The organism is Mesorhizobium sp. M0664 (genome assembly GCF_040320565.1).
Taxonomy (GTDB): Bacteria; Pseudomonadota; Alphaproteobacteria; order Rhizobiales; family Rhizobiaceae; genus Mesorhizobium.
In genome coordinates, this window is sequence record NZ_JAMYPW010000032.1 from 28,213 (window position 1) to 51,698 (window position 23,486).

The following is a 23,486-nucleotide window of genomic DNA, read 5'->3' on the forward strand; positions in this document are numbered from 1 at the left end:
CAGTCGAATAGGATCACTTCGCACCATGCTCGATCGCAACAGGCAGCATCAAATTGCAGGTCCGGGACACGGCCAAGCCTTGTCCGCCGACCTCTATTATGACGGCGGGCAAAACTATAGCCCATATGGTCGCGACCATTCCGAGCAGGAACAGGGCTTTAATCCGCTGAAGCTGCTCTATTACGTTGTCCAGTACCGTTGGCTGATCGTCATAATGACGGCAGCCGGACTTGTTGCCGGTATGATCATTACCATGATGCAAACGCCAAGATATCAGGCAACGACGCAGTTGGAAGTGCTGGTCCCTTCGGCCAAGGTATTCCAGGATATAGAGGTGGTTTCTGAAAACAGCGATGTGCGTGCCTTTTTGACGGCCCGTGAAAAGCTTAAAAGCCGTGCATTGGCGCAGCGTGTCGTGTTCCAGCTGGGCCTGAGCGAAAAACCGGATTTCCTGTTTCCTACCCCAGCGTTTTCGCCCAGCAATATCTTCTATCGGGCGTTCGGTATTTCCAAATCGCCGTCCTTTGAGGAGAAGACCCCAGAGGAGCGCGAGGAGATTGCAATCAAGCGCATTCTAGACGACCTCACAGTTAATTTGGTCACCAACACAAGCCTGCTGTCGATCACGTTCGTTGATCAAAAGCCAAAATATGCAAGTGATATAGCCAACCAGGTTGCGCAAAGCTTTATTGACCAACGCCTCGACCAGACCAGCGAAACATCCGATTTGGCACGACAGTTCATCCAGGAGCAGGTTTTGCAGGTGAAGCAGAAGCTTCAGAAATCAGAAGAAGAACTGGTCGCTTACGCAAAGGATGCCGGCATCACAATAACCGGCGACGACAAGTCGCTGATAGGATCGAACATCGAGGCTCTGAACACAGCGCTTGCGACGGCAATCCAGGACCGTCTCGATGCAGGACGGGTCGTGGACCAGATAGACAAGGGCAGGGGATCAAGCCTGGCCCCAGTCCTCGAAAGCGAAGGTCTGCAGAAGCTCAGCGACAAGCTGGCAGATTTGACCAGTCAATACCAGCAGAAGCTGGGCATCCTGAAACCCGGCTTCCCCGAAATGCAGCAGCTTCAGTCGCAGATTAAGGAGCTGCAACGTCTCTATAGCAATGGTGTCCTCGCTATAACGGATTCACTCCGGCTGAAATACCAGGAGGCGCAGAACAAAGAAGCCGATCTTAAGGCTAAACTTGCTGAGATGGAAAAACTGCAGGTTGTCTTCAACGACAAGAACATCAAATACACAATTCTAAAGCGCGAGGTCGATTCGAACCGATCACAATATGATAATCTCATTGCCAAGCTGAACGAGGTTGGTGTCAGCTCCGAGCTCAAGACGCAAAGTGCCGCAATTGTGGATTTTGCGGCAGTGCCAGAGCGCCCCTATTCGCCGCGCTTGACCATCAATCTTGCGATTTCGCTTGCGATTTTTATGGCTTTGAGCGCATCGGTCATTTATATCATTGAATTGCTAAACAACACCTTCACCAACCCCGAACAGGTGGAAAAAGAGTTGGGCTTGGCGATACTGGGTGTCTTGCCGCTCGTCGAGGACCGAGAATTCGTGGCCAGCATCGGCGATCAGAAATCCGGGCTCTCCGAGGCCTATCGTTCGCTTCGGACATCGTTGCAATTCTCCGGTGCGGAAGGCGCGCCACGATCGCTGGTTGTCACGAGTTCGGAGCCTTCGGAAGGCAAGTCGACCTCGTCATTCAAACTCGGGCAGGATTTTGCCGCGCTCGGCGCAAGGGTTCTCATCGTTGACGGCGATCTCCGTAAACCGAACCTTCACCGCCTGTTTGGGCTAGACAATACAATTGGGCTAAGCAATCTGCTTACAAACACCGTTCGCAAGGAGGATCTGGCGAGCATTTTCCGGGCGACGAAATATCCCAATGTGACCGTTCTGACGTCTGGAACGATCCCGCCAAACCCCGCGGACCTGCTCTCCTCACCGAAGATGGCTCTCATCATTACCAATCTCGGCAAGCGTTTCGATCTTGTGATCATTGACGCTCCGCCGGTGGTTGGCCTTTCAGATGCGCCTATTCTCAGCCGGCTCGCCGAGGGGACATTGATGGTCATCTCTACAAATCAGGTGACGCGCAAGGCAGCCAAGGCCGCGTTGAAGCGCCTGCGAGCCGCCGGCGCGAACGTGGTTGGCGCCGCAATGTCCAAGTTTGCGGTGAACAAATTCGATTATAATTATGCCTACAAATATATGAATTACCAGTACTACAACTACGGCACGGACACGAGTACTCCGAAGATTGAGGGCAAAGTCGATGATGGAGCAGGCCAGCCCGCTTATGCAAAATCTCCGGCGTTCGGTCGTTTGGTTCGTCGCATTCGGTCTGGTGTTGGTGACTTCCTCGATCGGGCTAAGTCGATTTCTTGAAACGGAAACGCCAGCCGTCTCTCTTGCGCTTGATCCGTTCAACGTTGATGCGTTGGTAGCTGAAATCACCAGAGACCTGAACGACACGAACAATGCTCCCGATCTTGATGCCTCGCTTGCGAGGGCCAGAGGCGCGCTCGCCTTCGATCTGGCGGACGCACGTCTCTACAGTCTGATCGGCGAGATAGAATACCGCCAGGGCGAAGAAGACGAAGCCTACCAGCTCTTTGATCAAGCCCGAAAACTGTCCAAGACAGAAATCCATGCGCTACAAAGATCCATTAGCCGCGCGGTGGAAACCGGTGACTTGTCAAGGGCCGTTGCTGAAATCGACATATTGTTACGACGATGGCCGGACCAGTTTTCCACTATCTCTGAAGGCATGCCGACAATTCTTTCAAGTCGTGACGGTTACCAAGCAGTGCTGACGGCCATCACGAAGGAGGCGCCCTGGAGAGGCAGTCTGTTCGTCGCTCTTAACAAAACCCCCCAGGGGCTCGATGTCGCGAACCGGCTGCTGCTCGATCTGATCGGATCACCGGCACCGCCGAAGTCGAGCGAACTGACCGATGTGATCGCCGGCTACCTCAGTCAAAAGCAATATGAGCAGGCATATCGGCTGTTTCTTTTCAGTCTTACTGACGAGGAACGGAAATTGGGCGGGTACATTTTCAACAGCACCTTTGAGCCGGAGCCAAGCGGCAAGCCTTTCGATTGGCAGGTCGGCAATCAGTCGGGCTTGGAAATTACATTCGCAGACTCCCAAAATGCTGTAGAGGGCGAGGGCGGGGCGACGGTCCGGTTCTTAAACACGCCGGTCAAGAACGCAGCTCTTCAGCAGTACATTGAACTGCCTCCGGGCAGTTATAAGATTTCCCTAATAGCCTCGGCACGTAACCTGAAGCTTCCAAAGGACTTGTTCTGGTCGATCAAATGCCTGGGGCCGGCCGGCGAGATTGCACGGTTCAATGTTCCAGAGGGCACATTCAACCGTCAAAAGTTGAGCCGGGATTTCTCGGTTGGACCGACTGGCTGCCCTATGCAAGTGTTGAAGCTGGATACCGCCGCCATTGCCGAGAGCTGGCGATTCCGCTACATCGGCACCTTGGTAATGCACAAATTGAGCATTGAGAGACTTGCATCTTGAACGACCGGCCGTCGGAATGGGATAAATATCTCCTCGGCACGGTCTTGTTTGTATCGCTGCTGATCGGCGGTGGTACTGCGAGCGGCCTTTACACGGACACGCTGATCGAGGTTGCGGCAACTATTTCGGCCGCGGCTGTCTTTTCGCAACCCCCGGGCCAGAGAATCCCGCGGTCTGTTCTGTGGCTGCTGGTCTTTGCTGTGGCGTTAGCGATTTTGCAAATCGTCCCACTGCCAGCGGCCATATTCCATGGACTGCGGCCGGACCTGCTGCTCGGAGATCCCTGGGTTGGAGAAAGTCGATTTCGCTTCATCAGCGTTGGGGTCGGCCGCACGGTCGAAAGTCTGCTCTACTTTTTGGCCGCAGCAGCGTTCTTTTTGGCCGTATTGCGTTTACGTGTCGAGCAGGTTAGCGCGCTCCTCCCGTTTTTCTTCATGGGTGTTATTTGCAATGGTTTGGCGGGAGCGATTCAATATTCGCTTTCCGACGACGTCGCTATTGTCGGGCTGATGCCTTTTACGATCAACGCCGGGCTTTTCGCCAATGTGAATCATTTTTCGGCGTTGCTTTTTGTGTCGATCCCTTTCGTCGTCTATTACGGCCTTTTCCGTGGACATCTTTTGTCCGGATCCTTCGGCCTGATCGCGCTTTTGCTGCTTCTTTTGGCCGCCGGGTCCCGCGCCGGTGTTTTGATCGGATTGGCGATCACCGTATTGTCCGTGATCTTTCTCTCGGCCCGTTCCAGGGCGGGGTTCAGCGTTCTCCTGATTTTTATCGGGCTTTCGATCTACACGGTAAGCGCCTGGAGCAAGATCGATGCAGAGGTGATCGATCCGGCGTTCGGACGAGGAGAATTTGCCCGAACGACAATCGAGGGGATCAAGGACAATTGGGCGACGGGTGTTGGATTCGGAAATTTTCAAAACGCTTATCAAATCTATGAAAGGGAGGGCATGATTTTCAAGGAATATGTGAATCATGCTCACAATGAATACCTTGAAATTGCCTTCGAAGGGGGAATTCCTGCTATCCTGCTTATGGTAGGCTATTTCGTACTGCTTTTCGCTGCACTTGCCAGGGTTCGCCGCGACCCACTTCAGAAGGCGGCATTCCTCTCGGTGTCTTTTCTTCTCATTCATTCGCTGGTCGATTATCCGCTGCGAACCGGGGCGCTGGCGATGACCTTTGCCTATATGAACGCCATCATCTTCCACAAAGGATTTGCCGAACGCCTGAGCCGCAAGAGCGAGATGATCGAGATCGATCACAACGGTGATAAGCTGTTTGTTCCCATCGGAACTTCGTCCTAGCGACCTCGTCGCCACGGCTGGCGTCTCCAGAACATGGCGGACCGCTGTGAGGCGAGCCGGCTACTGGCTCTCGGGTTCCGAGGCTCAGGCAACATTTTCCTGCCTCGACCAAGTGCAATCGCTTTCTGAGCAGAAATTTCCCGATTTTGCTGACCGTGTGGAAAATTCATTCCCGAACCATTCGGCCGCAAGCCTGTCTTGCATTGTTCTGGACCGGAACGATCTGCTAGAACGCCCGCACGAGAATAGATTGTCCGGAAGTGCAGTTTGAATCGGGCGGCTGAAGGTCGCCTCCGATGCAGGCCCTTCCGTGGATCGGTACGAAAGAACGCTCGCAGTCCATGAACATCTCACTTACGCACCTTCAGCGGCTTGAGGCCGAATCCATCCATATTTTTCGCGAGGTGGCCGCAGCCTTTGCCAAGCCGGTCATGCTCTATTCGGTTGGCAAGGATTCGTCCGTGCTCATGCACCTGGCGATGAAGGCATTCTATCCGGCCAAGCCGCCCTTTCCGTTTCTCCACGTCGACACGACCTGGAAATTCCGCGAGATGATCGCCTTTCGCGACCAGATGCAGCAAAAGCTCGGCTTCGACCTCCTGGTCCATGTCAATGAAGACGGTGTGCGCGACAACATCAACCCTTTCGACCACGGCTCCAACACGCACACGCATGTGATGAAAACGGTGGCGCTGCGGCAGGCACTCGACAAATACGGGTTTGACGCAGCCTTCGGCGGCGCCCGTCGCGACGAGGAGAAGTCGCGCGCCAAGGAGCGGATCTTTTCGTTCCGCAACGCCCAGCATGTCTGGGATCCGAAGAACCAGCGGCCGGAGATGTGGAAGATTTTCAACACCCGCGTCGCTGCCGGTGAATCGATCAGGGTGTTCCCGTTGTCGAACTGGACCGAGCTCGACATCTGGCAGTACATTCTCCAGGAAGACATCCCGATCGTGCCGCTGTATCTGGCCAAGGAGCGGCCGGTCGTCGAGCGCGATGGCATGCTTATCCTGAGGGATGATGAGCGCATGCAGCTGCGGCCCGGCGAAACAGTGGAGAACCGGATCGTGCGGTTCCGCACGCTCGGCTGCTATCCGCTGACCGGCGCGATCGACTCGGAGGCCGACACTCTGGAGGCGATAGTCGGCGAAATGCTCACGGCGCGCACTTCCGAGCGGCAAGGTCGCCTGATCGACCGCGACGAAGCCGGCTCGATGGAAAAGAAGAAGCGCGAGGGGTATTTCTGAGCATGCGCCACATCATGGCCAAGAGCCTCGCCGCAACCGACGGCGTCCGCGACTATCTGGCGGCGCAGGAGCGAAAGTCGCTGCTGCGCTTCCTGACCTGCGGCTCGGTCGACGACGGTAAGTCGACGCTGATCGGGCGCCTGCTTTCCGATACCAAGCAGATTTTCGAGGACCAGCTGGCCACGCTCGAGCGCGATTCGCGCAAGCACGGCACCACCGGCGACGACGTCGACTTCGCGCTGCTGGTCGACGGCCTCGAGGCCGAGCGCGAGCAAGGCATCACCATCGACGTCGCCTATCGCTTCTTCGCCACGCCAAAGCGCAAGTTCATCGTCGCCGACACGCCCGGCCACGAACAATACACGCGTAACATGGCGACGGGTGCATCGACCGCAGATCTCGCCATCGTACTGATCGATGCCCGCCAGGGCGTGTTGCGCCAGACCAGGCGGCATTCGATCATTGCCTCGCTGCTTGGCATCCGCCACATCGTGCTCGCCGTCAACAAGATCGATCTTGTCGGTTTCGACGAGGCGGTTTTTGAACGGATCGTCACGGATTACGGGCAATTCTCACGCGATCTTGGTTTCCAGTCGATCATGCCAATTCCGATGTCGGCCCGCTACGGCGACAACGTTACCGGCCGTTCCGATAGGACAGACTGGTTTTCCGGCCCGACGCTGATCGAACATCTCGAAACCGTGTCGGTTGACGAGGCCGCGGTCGAATTGCCGTTCCGGTTTCCCGTCCAATATGTGAACCGTCCCAATCTCGATTTCCGCGGCTTCGCCGGCACCATAGCGTCCGGATCGGTTGCGCCGGGCGACGAGGTGGTCGTCGCGAAATCCGGCAAGTCCTCCCGTGTCAGGCGCATCGTCTCGCATGGCGGCGACCTTCAGCAGGCTATCGCCGGTCAGGCCATCACTCTTGTCCTCGACGACGAGGTGGAAGTCTCGCGCGGCAATATGCTGGTGTCGCCGGCGGCGCGGCCGCAGGTCGCCGACCAGTTCGCCGCCAACATCGTCTGGTTCGACGAACATGCGCTGCTGCCCGGCCGCTCCTACATCCTGCGCACCGAGACCGACCAGACCAGCGCCACCGTCACCGACCTGAAATACCGCGTCAACGTCAACGACTTTGCCCATGAGGCGGCCAAGTCGCTTGAAATGAACGAAGTCGGCATCTGCAACATTTCGACGCGCTCGCCGATCGCCTTCGATCCGTTTGCCGAGAACCGCACCACCGGCGCCTTCATCCTGATCGACCGCATCACCAATGCCACGGTCGGCGCCGGCATGATCCTGCATTCGCTGCGCCGCGCCGAAAACATCCACTGGCAGTCGCTCGATGTCGGCAAGCGCGCCCGCGCCGATATGAAGAACCAGCGGCCGGCCGTGTTCTGGTTCACCGGCCTTTCGGGCTCGGGCAAGTCGACCATCGCCAATCTGTTCGAAAAAAAGCTCTTCGCCACTGGGCGCCATACCTACATTCTGGATGGCGACAACGTCCGTCACGGCCTCAACCGCGATCTCGGTTTCACCGACGCCGATCGTGTCGAAAACATTCGCCGCGTCGCCGAAGTGGCACGCCTGATGGCCGACGCCGGGCTGATCGTCATCGTGTCATTCATCTCGCCGTTCAGCGCCGAGCGGCGCATGGCGCGCGAATTGATGGCCGACGGCGAATTCGTCGAGGTGTTTGTCGATACCCCCTTCGAGGAATGCGCCAGGCGCGATCCGAAGGGTCTCTATGCGCGGGCGTTGAACGGCGAGATCAAGAATTTCACCGGCGTCGATTCACCATATGAGGTGCCGGAAAAGCCCGAAATCCATCTCAAGACCCTCGGCAGATCGGCCGAGGAGATGGTGGACGCCCTGGAACACTGGCTGAACGAGCGGGACATTGCCGAAGACCAATATGACAGCGGCGGCGGTATCTGACGACGAAGCGATGCTCGCCGTCTTCGAGCACCTTGCTTTGGCGGCAGGGCGAGAGGTGATGCGCGTCTTTCGTGCCGGCTGTGCGGTCGACAGCAAGTTGGACAGTTCACCGGTGACGGAGGCTGACCGCGAGAGCGAAAAGATCATCCTTGCCGGGCTGCGCGCCGCATTTCCCGAGATTCCGTGCGTGGCCGAGGAAGAAGCCTCTGCCGGCATCATGGCACCGGATCTCGGCGACGCCTTTTTCCTGATCGATCCGCTCGACGGCACCAAGGAGTTCGTCAACCGCAGGACCGATTTCACTGTCAACATCGCGCTGGTTCGCCATGGCGTGCCTGAGATCGGCGTTGTCTTCGCGCCTTGCACCGGCCGCTTCTTTTCCGGCCGGCCGGGCAAAGCCGAAACGATCGAGATCAATGAGGACTATGAAATCGTCGATCGCCAGCCGATTTCGGCAAGGGCCGGTATGGTGCCGCTGACCGTCGTTGCCAGCCGCTCCCACAACACGCCGGAAACCGACGCCTATATCCGCGCGCTTGGCGCCGCCGAGATCGTCTCGGTCGGCTCGTCGTTGAAATTCTGCCTCGTCGCCGGCGCCGAGGCGGACGTCTATCCACGCTTCGGCCGCACCATGGAATGGGATACTGCCGCAGGTGACGCGGTGCTACGCGCGGCCGGCGGCATGACGCGCACGCTGGATGGTGAGCCGCTCGTCTACGGCAAGCGCAACCAGAGTGACGACGAGGATTTCGCCAACCCGCATTTTATCGCCAGCGGCAAGGCTGCTCAATCCCCATAGACCTTGGTTGCGCAAACCAAAGGACCGCGTCAGACCTGACCGGCGTTCTTCGGATGCACGACCTATCGCCTCCGGTAAGCGCAGTTCTAGGCCGGTGTGAAAGCGCAGGTGTGACGCTGTGACAGTAACTGCTGGCCGCGATTAGAGCTTCTCGGATGATCGAATAGGGAAATTGGCTGTCGGAATGTGCAGCGTGACGCGATCCGCGATGCGCTTGCCCACAGTAGCGATGATCGCCACCAAGGATGGCGTCGGGAACTTCGCGCTCTCAATCCGAATTGTGTTGCTCGGGCCGTTCGGCGATAAAGAGAGTATCGGGAAGAAGCCCAAGACGCTCGCGATCGGCGGCAGGTATACGGTCTGAATGTATTCGAGCGACCGTAAAACCCACGTCCTCGATACGCTCCTTGATATCGGGTCCGTAGGCTCGCACGTGATCTGATCCGCCGAAGCGCTCGTCGCGCTCGCTCCGTGACATGGATGGCGTCGCTTCGAGCGTTTGACGATAGATAAGCGGTACTTGGATCCAAACCTGTCCTTGAGGCTTAAGGGATGACCAAATTTGCCGAAAAGCATGCCGATCGTCAGGTACGTGCTCCATGACATGACACAAGACGACAATATCGAGATCGCTGATGCCGTTCATGTTCATTAGGTCAACCTGCACGGTATCGGGGCCGTACCGTCCGGGCTCGATATCGCCTTTAATGAGGTTGCCCGCCTGAGATAGTCTCTTTGAAAGCCCCTTCTCGCTCGGCGCAATCTGGAGAATTCTAAGCGGGCCCGCCGGAAGCCGGAGAAGCTTACGGTCTAGAGCACAAATCAAAAACCGCTCACGATCCAGGGCATGACAAAGCGGGCAAATAAGCGTGTATCGCCCGAAACGGTAAAAAGCCGCCACACCGCGATCGCAGGCATTGCAGTGATGAGCCTTCCTCGTCGGGAGGAGTGTCAGGGTGAGGGCTCTCAGCCAATCTCCGTACGAATCAAGTTTGCGTGTGACCCGCCGCGTTGTGATACGATCAGCATAGCTGCGAAAAAGAGATAGAAGTCGGCTTCCTCGAGCGTTGTTCCACGATGCTTTCAGCATGTCGGCCTTCTAAGGTTTTTGACCCGAGGACCGATAATTAGCGCCCCCTGATATAACGTCGAGTCAGCGGAGCAGCAGGAGATTCGCCCCGTCATGGCATCGACCGTGATATCGAGCAGACCGGCCATCTCAGCCAGCGACTCGTCGAGCCCCGGTCAAGTCCAGACCCAAGCCGATCTCCAATCCCAACACAGGATCGGCAACCTCACAGATCGCGGCCACTCCCGAAAGGTATCCGGAAACGCCGCTTACCGATCACATATGCTCGGGGTCTGTAAACAACAGGGTTACCGTCCCCATCCAGCCTGCGGCAAGCGAGGCGCAGCCACCAACTCGGTCGGTTGGCGTGGCCGATTCCGTTGGTGCCCCTTCCGGTCGACGCTCCCCGGACCTTCACACGGTGTGCCATATACCGATACACTTGAACGGCTATACGAGCGAGTGATGGCGTTCCACATCAAAAATCCCGAGACCGACGCACTGGCCCGCCGGCTCGCCGCAGTTAAGAGGACTGGTCTGACAGAGGCCGTCCATGCCGCGCTCAAGCATGAGCTTGAGCGCGAACAGGCTAGAGCGTCCCTCGTAGAGATCGGCGTCAGGTTCTGCCGTGATCTGCGAGCCCGGGGCAAGCCTGATCACGGCAGGCCCGCCGACAAGGCGTTTCGCGACAGCCTGTACGAGAATGACTGATGTTCACCGACGCCTCGGCCCTGACGGCGCTGATGACCAACGAGGATGATGCGCGAACCTCCTGGCCGGGACCCGGCGCGCCTGAACGGTGTTGAACCGGACTTTACTTGGCTGGCCACGGTCCAGATTGGATCACGTTCAAGAACCTAAAGTGCGGCGGGCTTGCTTCGGATGGTTAAGGCCAGGAGCGCCTCCGAAAGTCGTTTCTTCGCCCGCTCCACCCCGTTCTCGTCGATTGCCTCAACATCGAGGAACAAGTCGAGACCAGTCGCATGCTCGCTGATGACCTGAGGGCGCTGGGCGAGTTCACCCAGGAGGCCCTCAACTTCGTAGGGGACAACCTCCCGGCTGATCCCCTTCATGGCTATCGGTGCCAATGGACGCGCCCGGACAAGGTCGCGCACCAGCGCGTAAGTCTCATAGCTAAGGCAGATGCCGCCGGGCTCGGCAATCGACTGCAGCCGGGCCGCCAAGTTCGCCTCGGCTCCAATGATCGTGTAGTCCATCCGATCATCGGAACCGAAGTTCCCAACATTGCAATAGCCCGTGTTGATGCCCATGCGAGCTCGGAAGGGCCGTTCAACTCCGCGGTCATGCCACACCCTGTTCAACTGCTCCACCCGACGCTGCATGTCGACAGCCATGCGCAAGCAGGCTCTCGCGTCTTCCTCGACGCCTTGCGTCTCGGGGTCTCCGAAGAACACAAGAAGCGCGTCGCCGATGAACTTATCGACGGTGCCGCCGTGTTTGAGTGCGATCGTCGACATCTCGGTGAAGTACTCGTTGAGGAGAAGCGTCAGGTCCTCGGGCTGGAGCCGTTCCACGATCGCGGTGAAATCCTTGACGTCGGAGAAAAAGATCGTGAGTTTCTTGCGCTCGGTCGCGATGGTGACGTCCTTCTGGCCGCTGAAGATGCTTTTGTAGATTTGAGGCGAAAGGTATTTGGCGATCTTCAATGAAATCGCGGCCAGGAAGTCGTTTGCCTCCGAAAGCTCCTTGTTGATGCCCTGAACCAACGCGGACTGCCGACGCTGCAGGAGAATGAACGTCAGGCCCGCCGCCGCCGCGAAACCGAAATATAGGAGCAGATACTTGAAGGTTAGCACGTTCGCAGCGATAGGCTGATTGACTGATATCTCCTGGATCCCTCGGACATCCCCTACCTTCCAGTCCGTCTTGGGGCTGTCCGGGTGTGAGTTATGGCAGGTCACGCAGACTTGTCCCATTATGACAGGGGCCGCGGCGCGGACCTGCCGGTCAAACAGTGAACCCGAGACCTCGATGATCGGCTCCTTCGGGTTGGCGCGCAAAGCCAAGATTGCATTCCGCTCGAACGCATCGAGCTGGTGGGGCGCGCGACCTTTGAAAGGCAGATCCGAGACGAACCGATATTTGACCGAGCCGTCGTGAGCGCTGATGCGCTTGCCGAGTTCGATCGAGAGGGTTGCTGGAATAGGGATCGCGCCTGGCACGTCCCGGTAGTTGTGCGTCGCGGTCACAACGCCGTTAGCTTGCAGCACGCGTCCCACGACGTCGCTGCCGTAGAATCCGCGCATTTCGTCGATGATGCGGCTGATTTCGCTGGCTTGCCTGCGCAGCATCCGTTCCGATAGGTCTCGGAGGTCGAGCCAGGCTGCGACGGGCAGACCGACAAGGCCGATGACCACTGCCGCCACCAGGAGCGGTCCCATGGTGCGCTGCTGACGCGCAATCTGTTCACCCAGTCCAGCCATTGTGCAAGCGCCCGGCCGTCTTAGTATGTGAACTATAGCTCATTCCCGGCACGGTACCAGAGTCAGTCTTGGCTCGATGAAAACACGTCAGCCCTGCAATGTCGGAACGACCTTGAGCGGTTGTTGCGAAGCCCCGACCGCTCACAGCGGATTTCGCATTCTGGCGCTGGACGGGCGGTGAATCAGGGAAGTAGATGTCGCAACGTCGGTTGTGGCCCGGAATGCGCTCCGCGATACCGCTCAGGGTCAAAAAATTCACCTCTGGCAAGGTTGGGACTTCTGCGGCCGGAGAGCGCGTCGGAAAAGAAAGCGTCCCGCGAAACGTCTCCGCGCGTCGGTCGCGCTATGGAATGGGACACCGCGGCGGGGTGACGCGCGCTGCCGGCAGCATGACGCGCACCTGAATGGTGCGCCGCTCGACTGCGGTAAGCGCAACCTGAGCGAAGACGAGGATTTCGCCAATTCGCATTTCATTGCCAGCGGCAGCGCTGCCACGGCCCCTTAGGCATCATGATGACTCCAATCCCGTCCCGGCTCGTCGCCCCCGTTGACGCCGTCGCGGATGCGACGCCTGAGTGAGGCACTTGTTTTCAGGCGAACGCTCGTGGCAGGGAGTAACCATCCGGTGTGGATCGTGGCAGCAGCTTTCGCGTGTTAAACTGCTTGCATGGAGATCGACACCGACAAGATCGACGATGCCGTTATGGGCCTGCTTTGGCTGACGCTGCATGAAGAGAGGCGCGCCTGGAAGGGGTTGGATTGGAATGCTCTGGATCGCTTGCACGAGAAGGGGCTGATCGCGAGTCCGGCAAACAAGGCGAAGTCGGTGGTTCTGACAGATGAAGGACTGCGGCGTGCTGAGGAGCTATTCCGAACCCTGTTCACTCGCCCGGCGCCCTGAGCCAGAAGAGCGCTGGACGGGCGCCTGCGAGCTGATAGCGCACATGGCTGAATTTCGACACTGGCGCCGCTCTGAGGGCAGGCGGGACGGCCAGTGCTCTCGCCGTGACGGCCCAATTGGTATTCGTCACCTACGCCAACGGGCGCATCCATTCTGTCAAGGCAGTGGCAGAGAACACCGCAGCCGCGGCCCTCAATATCAACGGCATTGTCGCGAGGTCCATCCGCAAGATGCTTTCTGCCGGCGAATCGGCGTTGCCCGGGCGAGTTGCAGGCAGGCAGCGGGTCTGCGCCCGCTGCTGGCACATGGGATGTTGAAGAGGCAGATTACCACAAGCAATGTGTCATCATGGCTGCGGATTTCCGAAGGCAGGTTTCTCAAGCACGAGCACATGACTGCCAAGAGGTGATGTGTGAGTGCTCTTGACCTGGAACCCCTCGTCAGAAAGCGTTTCGATGAATTCGCCATCTGTTCCAGGCGGAACGCGGGCGACAACGTTCGAGGTGCGCCTCACAATATTGGAAAGCACCCTTCGCGCCTTGCCCGGGCCGATGTTGCGTTGCATGTGCTGATAGACGGCCAGCAGCAGGACGATATCGTATTTCGGTAGAAGGATATTGCCGAGGCGCCGGCTGCCAAGATTCAGGCGATCGAACCGGGCATGCACCGGGGAGCCGCTCAACAACATCTTTGCAGTCTCGATATGCGGCTTGGCAATGTCGATCCCGTGGATCGAGCTGGGTTTCAGCTTGGATATCTCATAGGCGACAACACCCATATTGCAGCCAACATCGAGAATGGATTTTCCGGCGTAGTCGACCTTTGCGGAGAATAGCCCGTCAAGTCTGTCGTCCCACGTTCCGGCAAAACCCCTTTTGAATCTTGACCACCACAAATCATCAGCTCCTTTGAGAAGAGCCCCCTTGAGCGCCTCCTACCACGAGAGAATTAACGGTCGATACCCGTTCAACTGGAATTGATGACATTGACGAACCAAGGCAGGGACGTGTGCGGCCGCCTCACAACCCCATCACCTTGAGTGCCGCGGGAACCGCATAGCGGCTGCCGTCATAGCGCAGCCGGTAGGTACGCTTCACAGGCTTGCCAGGATGGGACTGGCATTCGCCATTCTGATCGGGGGACGGATTATCGGTATTCGTCCGCTCAACCGCGGTGATATCGTGATAGCCCTGATGGCTCGCCGGGCTCATCGCCAGGCTGATCTGGCTTGAATGAAAGTATCCGGCGCAACTACCATCGCTATCGCCGCTATGGCCGGCCACCACGAGGCCGTCGAGCACCACGCGTAGCGTATCGCCGGTGATAGCGTAGAGCCGCAGGTCGGTTTCGGTGAAGGGAGCGGTCAGCGAATGGTGTGCCAGTTCGATGCTCAGGCCGAAGGCGGTTATCCCAGGGGCCAGTGCATAGCGGCCGGTGTCGAAGTCCACCTTCTCGATGACAATCGCGTCATCGGTCATCAGACCGGGCTGGAGCAGGCGCTGGCGCACCCGCAGGCTCTTTCTATCGACGACCAGAAGCTCGATATCGCCGACATGCAGGTGGTCGCAGTTAGCCCTGTCAATCAGCGGCACTGCGACCAACAGCAGGTCGACATGGGCGGGCCAAATCTTGCAGACCAGGCCAAATGGCGCTTCGCTCTCCGGGAGCGTTGAGGTGATGCTGGTATGAGGTTCAAGCGTGAACGAGGTGCCGTCGGCGCTCTTTCGGGCCTTGGGGTAGGCCTGCTGCACCAGCGCGGCGGCATCGCCGCAATCGCTCGCCGCTGCCTTGGCGGGCGACAGGCTGGCGAGGGCGGCGCCGAGCAACAGGACAGGCAACACTATTCGCATGGAGTTTCTCGCCTCGCAGGGCCGGGTTAGGCCAGTGGCTTTCTACGCGAGGTTGGTGGCGGCGCACAGGGTGTAGGGAAGTGACGGATAGCTCCACCCGCTGCGTCGGGGCCATAGGTATCCTGGAAAGTTGTAAAGTCCGAGCTCACACTTACGGACGGTGATCATGAGAACGCCGCCCGAGCGGCCAATTTTTGCCAATGCTGTTCGAGCTACCTGAAACAGATACTGACAATGTGGTCTCGATTGCCTTGTCGCGCTCCGATTAGATAAAGAAACGCTCCGACAAGAAAACTCTACAAAACCGGACCTCGCCGATCCGTCAAGCGCACCCTGTAGGGTGTACATTCCAAAATTAACTCGGCATGACCTCCGTTTCTGACCCCCTGAGCCGGGCGCGTTCGCTGTCGGCGCGGTATTGAAGCAGAACCAATGCCTCGCCTGCTTCGGCTTTCCGAAACCCCAGCGTGTCTTTACTTGAGACTTGGCAGCGTGGCACGTTCAATCGGAACCGTTCTGCCTTCAATGTACAGCCAGTCCAATCATCCGGCGGGCTTGTAACGCCGGCAGCCTTTTTGGCAGCTGCAAGCGCCGCATTCATGTCGAGTTCTTCGAGGACAACCAGGTCGTTTATCCAGCCGCTTGCCCGGACCGCCAGTGCTAGGTCCATCCCATCGGCCTGGTCCGGAACCTCAGCATTGATGACAATATCATAGGCGCCGCGAGTAAACATCATACCGGATACCTTGCCACCAACGCTTTCCAAAACCGCCTTGATTGCAGCTTCTCGGTCTGCGCCTTGTATCAATCCCTTGTAGGCATGGGGCGGACAGTTTCCCAGGATTGTCACTTTCATGGGTATTCCTCCCGATCTTGTACTAGTTTCGTTATTGGTCGTTTGACCAACACGGAGCTATGGCGGACACTTGGGTCAGCCGTAACCCTGCATCGCAACGCTTTTGCTCGTATCTAAAGCTGGCAGCGGGAAAGGTTCGATCTGCCCTCCGGTCTTGTCCAGATACTGCATCAAGGCCGTCACGAGGTGGTAGAAAATGCTCGCGGGCACCTCCGTCGCCAGTGACCTTCCGCGCTCGTCAATCCTGTCGATCCACAAGCCTAGCGGTGCGGGATCGATATGCCATTTGAAGAGGCGGGCGACACGAGCTTCGATCTCAGGTTTCAGATCAGGCCCGTCGATGCAGTCCAGCGCGACGGCCGCCTTGACGGCTTCGCATTGCGGCCAGCTGCGGGAGAGCCGGTCGAAGGGAATTCCCTGCCGCGACACAGCTGCATAAGCCAGGCCCGTGGCCCGGTTCAATCCGCTGGCGATCGCCGACGAATAGAGCTTCCTGGCGTAGGCTGCCAAGTCTTTCTGCCCGCTTGCCCGCGCGAACTCGACGAGGAGCGAAGCCCATTCGAAATGGTGCCCTGGTTCGGTCCACTGTCCCTCGTCTCCCGGCAACGGTAGCCAATTGACGTCGAAGTGTTCCCCAAGCGTCCAGCTCTCCTGGTCGAAAAAATGGCACCGGAAGAGATCGACGACGCGTGCCGCCCGTCGGAGATATGCACGCTCGCCGGTGACGTCATGCCAAGCCAGGAAGGATTCCAGCATGTGCATGTGCGGGTTCGAGTACCGCACCCCCTTCCAACCGGGGGTCTCGAGGAAGCCGGTCAGGCTGACGTCCTCGAGATGGGTGTCGATGAAATGGAACGTCTCTTGTGCCAGCGGCAGGGCATCCTGATGGCCGCATCGGTGAGCATGGGCAAGCGCCAGGAGCACGCAGGAATGGTCGTAGGCGTCCTCCGTCGGGTCAGCCACGCTGCCATCGGTATTAAGGGTGCGCACCCAGCCACCGCGTTCGGTGCGGCCGTGTTTGGCGATGAACTCGATGCCGTGGTCGATGAGCTTGTCGGCCGGTCCAACCCAGCCGCGTTCTTTGGCCACCGCGAACGCGTAAATCTGGCGAGCCATCGTCCGCATGCGCTTGGGTTTGTCCAACGGCCTTGCATCGAAACCGAGCGCCTCGTGGAAGCCGCCATACGCATCGTCGACACCTGCAGTGGACCACAGCGGCAGGGTTTCGTTGAAGAGCCAGTGCTCGACCCGCTTGCGCCATGACCCGCTGACGATGACCCGGTCTTCCGACGGCGTGAACTTCGTCTCGAGTCGTCCGCTCTTCTCGAGTTGTTCGACGACTTTCTTGACATTCTGGCTGTGGCTGACAGGAGCGATGAAAACCGCGTCCGGTGTCGTCACCACCGCCACATTTTTCATTCCGACGACTGTCAGCAGTCTGCCCTGGCTCCGGAGATAGGAGTTGCCGCAATCCATGGCGACAACGTCGCCCATTACGACATTGCCGTCGCGGTCCGTCGGGCTGGCTTCGAGCAGCGATTGCCACGATCCGAGGTCGTTCCAGCGGAAGGAAGCCGTAACCATGGCGATGCCACGTGCATGCTCCATGACGGCGTAGTCAATCGACGTCGACGGGACAGCCGAGTAGAGGCCCTGGGGCAGGTAGATGCCCGAGACGTCGGTCCGTGCAGTCTTATGGGCCCGTTCCGCGGTGTCCCAGATGTCCGGCCGGAAGTCGAGAAATGCCTTCCGCATCGTGTCGGCACGAAACAGGAAGATGCCGGCGTTCCAGTAGAACCTTCCCGACGACACATAGTTGCGGGCCGTCTCGGCATTGGGCTTTTCGACAAAGTGTGAAACGGTGGCCACTCCGTCACCAGTTGCCGCAACCTCGATGTAACCGTACCCGGTTTCGGGATGCGTCGGCTTGATGCCGAATACGACAATGCTGCCTGAATCGGCGGCAGGCATGCCCACCTCGACGGTTTCCCAGAATTGCGTTTCGGTCGATATCTGATGGTCGGAGGGGACCACGAGCACAAGCGCGTCCTCGCCATATTCGGAGATCGTGTGCAAGGTGGCTATGGCCACCGCAGCGGCGGTATTGCGGCCGACGGGTTCGAAAATCGGGCTGCCGCCGTTCAGGCCGAGCGGACCGATGTCCGAGATAACGCGGTCGGCATGCCGTTCGGAGGCTATCAGATAGATCGGCGTCTCGCCGTCCGACCGCGCCTTGAGGCGTCGGACAGTCTTCGCGAGCATGGAGCCGTCGCCCGAAAGGTCGTGGAATTGCTTGGGATTGTCTTCGCGCGAGAGCGGCCACAGCCGTGACCCGACGCCCCCGCTCATGACAAAACTGACGATCCGTTCGGTCATGAAAACAAGCCTCGTGCTCAAAAGGTCCGATTGTAGGCGCCGACTTCGGGGCTGCGGCGCAGCACGGCATCAACAGCCTCGAACATCTCGCGACGTCGTTCCGGCGAGACAGGGCTTTCCACGACGACAACAATTTCCGCCTTGTTCGACGAGGCCCTGACCAGACCCCACGTGCCGTCTTGGGCAACGACACGCAGCCCATTCATGGTGACGAGATTGGCCAGCGGCTGGCCAGCGAACTCGATCCCGTCCGCCCTCATTTTGGTGAATTCCTCGGCAACTATCGCGACCACGCCGTATTTTACCTCCTCTGGGCAGTGGGGCGACATTGTCGGGGTGCTGAAGGTCAGCGGCAGATCTCGGTAAAGGTCCGCGAGTGTCTTGCCCAAGCTGCGGACGAGCATCTCGCAAACGGCTCTCGCCGTGACGAGCCCGTCGTCCTAGCCGCGCTCGATCGGCGGGTTGAAGAAGAAATGCTCCGACTTGTCGAAGGCAGCTATGGCATCGACGAGGTTGGCAACGCGCCTCTTGATGGCAGCTACGGAAGTAGTGACCAGTGATGGTGTCGGGAACTACACCTATTCGGCCGATCAAGGTGCGAAGCGCCATGCCGATCGCCTGCACGCCCACCAGGTTGAGTTCGGGCTTTTTCTCCCGGTCTGGATGGCCGAACCACCAGCGCGCGTCGTATTCCCGAAAGCCAGTGGCTTTGATGAGAGCACTGCTTTCAAAGACGAATGTGTCCGGCCTGGCTTGGCCGACTATGTCCAGGGTCACGGTTTTGATCCGCTATTGCACGCAACAGTCCTAGCACGCTGCCGGGCGCAGGCCCCTTCAGGAATTGGAGTAGTCCTAAAACGCTGGTTCGCGCCGCCTCATCCAATAGGAGTATGCCCGCCGATGGCCGAAAGGAGGTCTCGTGCAAGCATGGCCATTTGCATTCTCCAAGATGCGTTCTGCTCGGGCGCAAACGACAAGGATGGGTGCAAGGTGCCGCTGACCGCATTCAGGTTTCCCTTCCCCGACAATGTCGAAGAAAGGTGTTTCGAACGCCTGGCTCGGCGTCTTGAAGACATTCTAGTGGGAATCGAGAGCTATCCGCCGAACTCCGCCCGTTCGGAGAAAGGATGATGGACGGTGCCGCGTTCGTCTTTGGGGGGCGATGGGAACACGGCGAAACCCCGACTGCATGTACACGACCATCAATACCGCGGAACGGTCCGCGGACGGCAGGTCTGTCTGGGACAGCAGATGTCATTCGCCGACAGGACCAGAGTTTTTCGCGCCGATATCGACGACTATGATCTCCGGCGACACACCGAAGCGCACCGGCAGCCACGATACGCCCAAACCCCCGGATACGATCATGTGCCGCCCACCCTCGACGACATGCCCATAGGCGAAGCGCTGTCCGTAGGCTGAATTGATGATGGGGGGGCCGATGAATGGCAATCGCACCTGTCCACCATGTGTATGGCCGCATAACGTCAGGCTGACACGGTCAGGGACAGTAATGAAGATGTCCGGTTCATGCGCAAGGAGCAAGATCGGATTGCCGTCGTCGGGTATTGCGGCCATTGTTCCAGGCAGATCGTCGACGCCCTTGTAAACGCCGCGAGAAAACTGCATGGCCCACTGGTCGCCAAGACCCGCGAGCCAGAATGCTGGGCCATCCTGCTGACGGATGAGCGTGGCGGTGTTCTCGAGGACCGGAATGCCATTGTCGACGAGGGCTGCGCGGACGCTATCGACACCGTGCCACCAGTCGTGGTTGCCGAGAATGGCGTGGCAGCCGAGTGGCGCGGAAAGTTTCGAAAGTGAATTGCCCCAAACAGTGTCGGGCACGATCCCTGTGGCATAGTGCGGCAGCACGCCCATCACATAGTCGCCAAGGAGAAGGAGGATATCGGGCTGCAGGCTATTCGCAACACCGACGATCTCGTCGATCCTGGAAACCGGCATCCAAGGCTCGCAGGCGTGGATGTCAGCGACCACGACGATACGCAGGGGCTTGGCAGTGGTCGGCCAGCGCGGCGGAAGGAGCTTGTAGTGAGTGACACGCAGTTGAAACCGAGGCTCAATCGCGATGGCATAACTCGCCAGACCAAATGCCGCGAGCGACACGGCGCCAAAGAGCTTCAGGAATGAGCGCCGCGACGTCAGCACTTGTATTTCCCAGCAGAACGAGGTCTGTTTTAGAGATCGGCACGAATTCAGCTGCGGCAGCCTGAGCCCCTCAACCGCGTGAGAGGCTTCGCGCGGTCAATAGTTTCCCAAATCGGCGTCACCTGCAAGCATTGGTCTTTATTGCGCAGGGGAGGAGCTCGGGCTAGGACCCGTGAACTGCTCCGATTGGTCAATGATCTCGGGCGGATAGTGTAGTTCCATTCCGGGTAAATGCGTCGCGTTGGATGGCGAGCGCCTCCATCTCGACATCGTTCACTTGCTCTCTTTTTCGTCGGTCACGGAATCGACCGCGCGCCTGGCTACGCGATCGAGGAGGGCGCCGTCCGCGTCAGGTTGGCGTGCTGCGGCAGAACCAGGGGTGTTCGATGTTGCTCCAGGTCGATGTGCCCGTCGGATGGTGATGCAACATGGAGCGCGAGGCCTGTCTCGCGAGCGAGTTGTTGCAGTTCGACCTTCCACAACCGGCTTTGGTCATCCAGCTTCGAGCCGACCGCTTCCCGCCTTTGACGTATCGCATGCTTCGGCTGCGCCTCGACAAGATTGCGGCGCTCTTGAGTTGAAACCGGAGGGCAAACTTTCTCTGCAAACCGGCTTCTTACCGCTCTCGCAGTGTTTCCTGCTTGTATTGCATCATTGGCGAGAGAAAGTAGCTGACGATGCTGCGTGTGCCAGTCTGGGATGTTCATTCGGACCCAAAGCTTGGTAACTCCAGTCTCCTCGGTTCGGTCCGAATGGCAACTACAGAAAGCTCACAACTAGAGCCTGCTCCATCCCGATGGCATCGGGATGGAGCCCATCTCTTTTGCTTGAGCAGATCTTCTCCGAAAACCGGGCTCCCGCCTTTTGCTACGCTGACTTCGGTTCGGGATCATGGCTTTGAGGTGCTGTTTATCCAGTCCTTGTTTGGCCACGGCAGCCCCGCGTTCCTTCAGGTCACATAGAATGAGGCTGCGCCAAGCGAGAGATGTGGAGAAAGGGTGGCGAACTGTATTTGAGATGCGCCGCCGGCCCCGTCACTGTCGAAAGAGAGCGCCCCGGTTTCACTGTTGTAGATGATATGATCGGAACTGTCATGCGCGGCTGCACCAACAAAGAAAGCTTTGGATGGAAGCCCTCCCGGCTGAAGCCCGGCAAAAACGGTATCGCTGAGATGGAACGTGTCCTGGGAGCGCTTGAAGTCGGTGATCTTATCGACATTGCCGGCTCCAAGAGCAGTATTGAACGAGAAGGCATCGTGGCCTCCGTAACCGGTCAAGACGTCGGCGCCGAGCCCGCCGTTGATGACATTGTTGCCGGCATTGCCCTGGATGGTCTGGCCGAACTCGTTGCCGGTGAGGGTTATCGCCTTCGTGTCGGACGGGTTGTTGGTGGCGAGATGCTCGATCTCCGAGCCGGCCGAAAGCGCATAGCTCACCGAGGCGATCACACTGTCGTTGCCGCCGCCCACTGCCTCGACTACCTTCTCGTTGGCATTATCGACATAGTAGGTGTCGTTGCCGCCATAGCCGATCATCGTGTGGCCGCTGGTTCCGTGGAATACATCGGCGCCGCTGGTTCCGTATAAAGTGCCATCGCTGGTGCCGTCGGAAGAAGGGACCGTCCCGGTCCCAGACCCAGTCTCGGTCCCGGTCGAGCCAGTGGTTGAGGGAGTGACGTTCGCACCCGTGACGGTGTCGCCGCTGCCTGCCTTTTGATAGAGCTGAACCTCATCGATCTGCATCTGCATCGACGAAGGGGTCGAACTGTCCAGAGTCGTATGCCATCCGCTGGCGTTCGAATTCGCGACCCCATTGTTCATGATCAATTGCATCGGTTCATTCGGGATCTCGGCCTGTGCGCTGGTCACTTGCGCCATCTGTTTCCCGTCGAGATACCAGGTGATCGACTGACCGGGATCCCAGTTGATGCCGTACGTGTGGAAGCCCGCCGTGAGGTCGATGCCGCTGTCGACCAGGCCGCCGCTGACCGTCCCTGACGGCGAGTGGATGTGCCCGGAGAACATCTGGTTTGCCGGCCCCGACCCGCTATATCCACCCTCCTGCATATCGATCTCAAAATTGTCGCCGCTGCTGCCGGCGCCTTGGCCGGGCATCAGCCAGAGGGCTGGCCATGCGCCGTCGCCACTCGGCGCCTTCATGCTGATCTGAAGATAGCCGCCATTGAATTCGAAGTTGCCATAGCTGCTGACTACGCCGGACGTGATCGGAAATGTTTGTGTCGTCCCCTGATTTATGCCGCTGATGGGCTGCTTGACCGCCGTCAGATCCAACTGCCCGTTGCTCACGGACACTTGGCTCGGCTTATCATAATCGGCTTCATACGGCCCGCCCGGGGTGCTTCCTCCTGATCCATCGCTATTCCATGGCCAGCCATTGGCGGCATTGCTGGTGATGTAGGAATGCCAAGTGCTGTCGAGCGCCGTACCGGAGAAGTTTTCCTCGAAGACGAGGTCGCTAGAGGCAAAGCCTGCGGGTGCGGAAAGAGCCATTCAGTGATCCTTATTTGGCGTTGAAAACAGGGAATTCCACTGCCGCGCATCGCCAGGCGCGCGACATGTCGCATGCTCGCAGTTGGACACCGCGAACGGATTTCAAAGTAGCGGAGCTTTGGAAGTCCTCGCGCGCGACTTATCGTCGAGCGAGCTTAAGTTGAACTCGCCATCGAAGGAGAGTTTGTCGACGGGAATACTCATCAGGCCATTCCTTGAAAACGGTGTCGCTGCCGACGCACGCAAGGTGTTCAACGGTTTGAGCCGCAGCCGGATTGAAGTCGAGCGCAGCTCTTCCAGCACCTCAAGCCTGCCGCTTAGTAAAAACAATGGTTAATCCTTAGTTCATTGCGTATTTTTGTTGTCATTTCACCCGCGCTATAAGTAACACGCAGGGATCTCGACCTTCTTGCTTATCCACACACCGTCTTGTACCCACATGAATGGATCATTCGTGGACGA

At 58.5% G+C, this 23,486-nt stretch carries 19 protein-coding genes and 1 pseudogene; 10 read left to right on the plus strand and 10 right to left on the minus strand.

Features of this window, described 5'->3' with window-relative positions:
• The first annotated feature begins 25 nt into the window (after window positions 1-25).
• The 6 genes from NKI39_RS23615 (at window position 26) to cysQ (ending at window position 8,853) form a co-directional block, all read left to right on the plus strand.
• On the plus strand, window positions 26-2,410 hold the full coding sequence (locus tag NKI39_RS23615) for a GumC family protein (protein WP_352834781.1): 2,385 nt from the start codon (window positions 26-28) through the stop codon (window positions 2,408-2,410).
• Window positions 2,298-3,557 (plus strand): tetratricopeptide repeat protein, encoded by a 1,260-nt coding sequence (locus NKI39_RS23620; RefSeq protein WP_352834784.1) that lies wholly within the window; start codon window positions 2,298-2,300, stop codon window positions 3,555-3,557. Before NKI39_RS23615 ends, NKI39_RS23620 begins: the two co-directional genes overlap by 113 nt.
• Window positions 3,554-4,867 carry an O-antigen ligase family protein gene (locus NKI39_RS23625; RefSeq protein WP_352834787.1) on the plus strand — a complete coding sequence of 438 codons (1,314 nt, stop codon included), beginning with the start codon at window positions 3,554-3,556 and terminating at the stop codon, window positions 4,865-4,867. Before NKI39_RS23620 ends, NKI39_RS23625 begins: the two co-directional genes overlap by 4 nt.
• Before the next feature lie 341 nt (window positions 4,868-5,208).
• A complete protein-coding gene (gene cysD, locus NKI39_RS23630; protein ID WP_352834789.1) occupies window positions 5,209-6,114 on the plus strand; it encodes a sulfate adenylyltransferase subunit CysD in 906 nt (301 codons plus the stop codon).
• 2 nt (window positions 6,115-6,116) lie between these two features.
• The gene (gene cysN / locus NKI39_RS23635) at window positions 6,117-8,054 is read left to right on the plus strand and encodes a sulfate adenylyltransferase subunit CysN (RefSeq protein WP_352834792.1); all 1,938 of its coding nucleotides are present in this window, start codon (window positions 6,117-6,119) and stop codon (window positions 8,052-8,054) included.
• Window positions 8,055-8,064: 10 nt separating this feature from the next.
• Window positions 8,065-8,853: a 3'(2'),5'-bisphosphate nucleotidase CysQ gene (gene cysQ / locus NKI39_RS23640; protein ID WP_352616610.1), complete on the plus strand. Its 789-nt coding sequence runs from the start codon at window positions 8,065-8,067 to the stop codon at window positions 8,851-8,853.
• 268 nt (window positions 8,854-9,121) lie between these two features.
• Here cysQ and NKI39_RS23645 read toward each other — a convergent pair whose 3' ends face one another.
• Complete coding sequence (locus NKI39_RS23645; protein WP_352834795.1) at window positions 9,122-9,943, minus strand: methyltransferase domain-containing protein; 822 nt, start codon at window positions 9,941-9,943, stop codon at window positions 9,122-9,124.
• 444 nt (window positions 9,944-10,387) lie between these two features.
• Here NKI39_RS23645 and NKI39_RS23650 point away from each other — a divergent pair, with 444 nt between their 5' ends.
• Window positions 10,388-10,633: a type II toxin-antitoxin system VapB family antitoxin gene (locus tag NKI39_RS23650; RefSeq protein ID WP_352834798.1), complete on the plus strand. Its 246-nt coding sequence runs from the start codon at window positions 10,388-10,390 to the stop codon at window positions 10,631-10,633.
• Window positions 10,634-10,779: 146 nt separating this feature from the next.
• On the opposite strand, the gene NKI39_RS23655 is transcribed toward NKI39_RS23650, so the two are convergent.
• Window positions 10,780-12,366 (minus strand): adenylate/guanylate cyclase domain-containing protein, encoded by a 1,587-nt coding sequence (locus tag NKI39_RS23655; protein WP_352834800.1) that lies wholly within the window; start codon window positions 12,364-12,366, stop codon window positions 10,780-10,782.
• A 667-nt stretch (window positions 12,367-13,033) separates the two neighbouring features.
• Here NKI39_RS23655 and NKI39_RS23660 point away from each other — a divergent pair.
• Window positions 13,034-13,267, plus strand: coding sequence for a DUF6429 family protein (locus tag NKI39_RS23660; RefSeq protein WP_352834803.1), 234 nt, complete (start codon window positions 13,034-13,036; stop codon window positions 13,265-13,267).
• 346 nt (window positions 13,268-13,613) lie between these two features.
• On the opposite strand, the gene NKI39_RS23665 is transcribed toward NKI39_RS23660, so the two are convergent.
• The 5 genes and pseudogenes from NKI39_RS23665 to NKI39_RS23685 form a co-directional block, all read right to left on the minus strand.
• Entirely contained in the window at window positions 13,614-14,162 is a 549-nt protein-coding gene (locus NKI39_RS23665) for a class I SAM-dependent methyltransferase (protein ID WP_156948240.1), read from the minus strand.
• A 124-nt stretch (window positions 14,163-14,286) separates the two neighbouring features.
• Window positions 14,287-15,108: a PA3715 family protein gene (locus NKI39_RS23670; protein ID WP_352834806.1), complete on the minus strand. Its 822-nt coding sequence runs from the start codon at window positions 15,106-15,108 to the stop codon at window positions 14,287-14,289.
• Window positions 15,109-15,472: 364 nt separating this feature from the next.
• Window positions 15,473-15,973: a GYD domain-containing protein gene (locus NKI39_RS23675; protein WP_352834808.1), complete on the minus strand. Its 501-nt coding sequence runs from the start codon at window positions 15,971-15,973 to the stop codon at window positions 15,473-15,475.
• 75 nt (window positions 15,974-16,048) lie between these two features.
• Window positions 16,049-18,349, minus strand: coding sequence for a mannose-1-phosphate guanylyltransferase/mannose-6-phosphate isomerase (locus tag NKI39_RS23680; protein WP_352834809.1), 2,301 nt, complete (start codon window positions 18,347-18,349; stop codon window positions 16,049-16,051).
• Window positions 18,350-18,366: 17 nt separating this feature from the next.
• A pseudogene (locus tag NKI39_RS23685) lies at window positions 18,367-18,897 on the minus strand (phosphomannomutase/phosphoglucomutase); the annotation flags it as partial.
• Here NKI39_RS23685 and NKI39_RS23690 point away from each other — a divergent pair.
• Window positions 18,881-19,480 (plus strand): hypothetical protein, encoded by a 600-nt coding sequence (locus tag NKI39_RS23690; protein WP_352834812.1) that lies wholly within the window; start codon window positions 18,881-18,883, stop codon window positions 19,478-19,480. The pseudogene NKI39_RS23685 and the gene NKI39_RS23690 overlap by 17 nt on opposite strands.
• A 123-nt stretch (window positions 19,481-19,603) precedes the next feature.
• Here the strand turns inward: NKI39_RS23690 and NKI39_RS23695 are convergent, their stop codons facing one another.
• Window positions 19,604-20,512, minus strand: coding sequence for a metallophosphoesterase (locus NKI39_RS23695; protein WP_352834848.1), 909 nt, complete (start codon window positions 20,510-20,512; stop codon window positions 19,604-19,606).
• A gap of 431 nt (window positions 20,513-20,943) precedes the next feature.
• On the opposite strand from NKI39_RS23695, the gene NKI39_RS23700 reads away from it, so the two are divergent.
• A complete protein-coding gene (locus tag NKI39_RS23700; protein ID WP_352834815.1) occupies window positions 20,944-21,096 on the plus strand; it encodes a hypothetical protein in 153 nt (50 codons plus the stop codon).
• 368 nt (window positions 21,097-21,464) lie between these two features.
• On the opposite strand, the gene NKI39_RS23705 is transcribed toward NKI39_RS23700, so the two are convergent.
• Window positions 21,465-23,024, minus strand: a complete 1,560-nt coding sequence (locus NKI39_RS23705) for a family 16 glycosylhydrolase (protein ID WP_352616543.1) — start codon at window positions 23,022-23,024, stop codon at window positions 21,465-21,467.
• A 102-nt stretch (window positions 23,025-23,126) separates the two neighbouring features.
• Entirely contained in the window at window positions 23,127-23,354 is a 228-nt protein-coding gene (locus NKI39_RS23710) for a hypothetical protein (protein ID WP_352834818.1), read from the minus strand.
• Between the last annotated feature and the right edge of the window lie 132 nt (window positions 23,355-23,486).

What these genes read in the sequence shown, in the direction of transcription:
- NKI39_RS23660 (WP_352834803.1), top strand. Translation starts at nt 13,034, where the DNA reads ATGGAGATCGACACCGACAAGATCGACGATGCCGTTATGGGCCTGCTT.
- NKI39_RS23675 (WP_352834808.1), bottom strand. Translation starts at nt 15,973, where the DNA reads ATGAAAGTGACAATCCTGGGAAACTGTCCGCCCCATGCCTACAAGGGA.
- NKI39_RS23615 (WP_352834781.1), top strand. Translation starts at nt 26, where the DNA reads ATGCTCGATCGCAACAGGCAGCATCAAATTGCAGGTCCGGGACACGGC.
- NKI39_RS23620 (WP_352834784.1), top strand. Translation starts at nt 2,298, where the DNA reads ATGATGGAGCAGGCCAGCCCGCTTATGCAAAATCTCCGGCGTTCGGTC.
- cysQ (WP_352616610.1), top strand. Translation starts at nt 8,065, where the DNA reads ATGCTCGCCGTCTTCGAGCACCTTGCTTTGGCGGCAGGGCGAGAGGTG.
- NKI39_RS23700 (WP_352834815.1), top strand. Translation starts at nt 20,944, where the DNA reads ATGGAGCGCGAGGCCTGTCTCGCGAGCGAGTTGTTGCAGTTCGACCTT.
- NKI39_RS23655 (WP_352834800.1), bottom strand. Translation starts at nt 12,366, where the DNA reads ATGGCTGGACTGGGTGAACAGATTGCGCGTCAGCAGCGCACCATGGGA.
- cysN (WP_352834792.1), top strand. Translation starts at nt 6,117, where the DNA reads ATGCGCCACATCATGGCCAAGAGCCTCGCCGCAACCGACGGCGTCCGC.
- NKI39_RS23680 (WP_352834809.1), bottom strand. Translation starts at nt 18,349, where the DNA reads ATGACCGAACGGATCGTCAGTTTTGTCATGAGCGGGGGCGTCGGGTCA.
- NKI39_RS23690 (WP_352834812.1), top strand. Translation starts at nt 18,881, where the DNA reads ATGGCAGCTACGGAAGTAGTGACCAGTGATGGTGTCGGGAACTACACC.
- cysD (WP_352834789.1), top strand. Translation starts at nt 5,209, where the DNA reads ATGAACATCTCACTTACGCACCTTCAGCGGCTTGAGGCCGAATCCATC.
- NKI39_RS23650 (WP_352834798.1), top strand. Translation starts at nt 10,388, where the DNA reads ATGGCGTTCCACATCAAAAATCCCGAGACCGACGCACTGGCCCGCCGG.
- NKI39_RS23645 (WP_352834795.1), bottom strand. Translation starts at nt 9,943, where the DNA reads ATGCTGAAAGCATCGTGGAACAACGCTCGAGGAAGCCGACTTCTATCT.
- NKI39_RS23705 (WP_352616543.1), bottom strand. Translation starts at nt 23,024, where the DNA reads ATGGCTCTTTCCGCACCCGCAGGCTTTGCCTCTAGCGACCTCGTCTTC.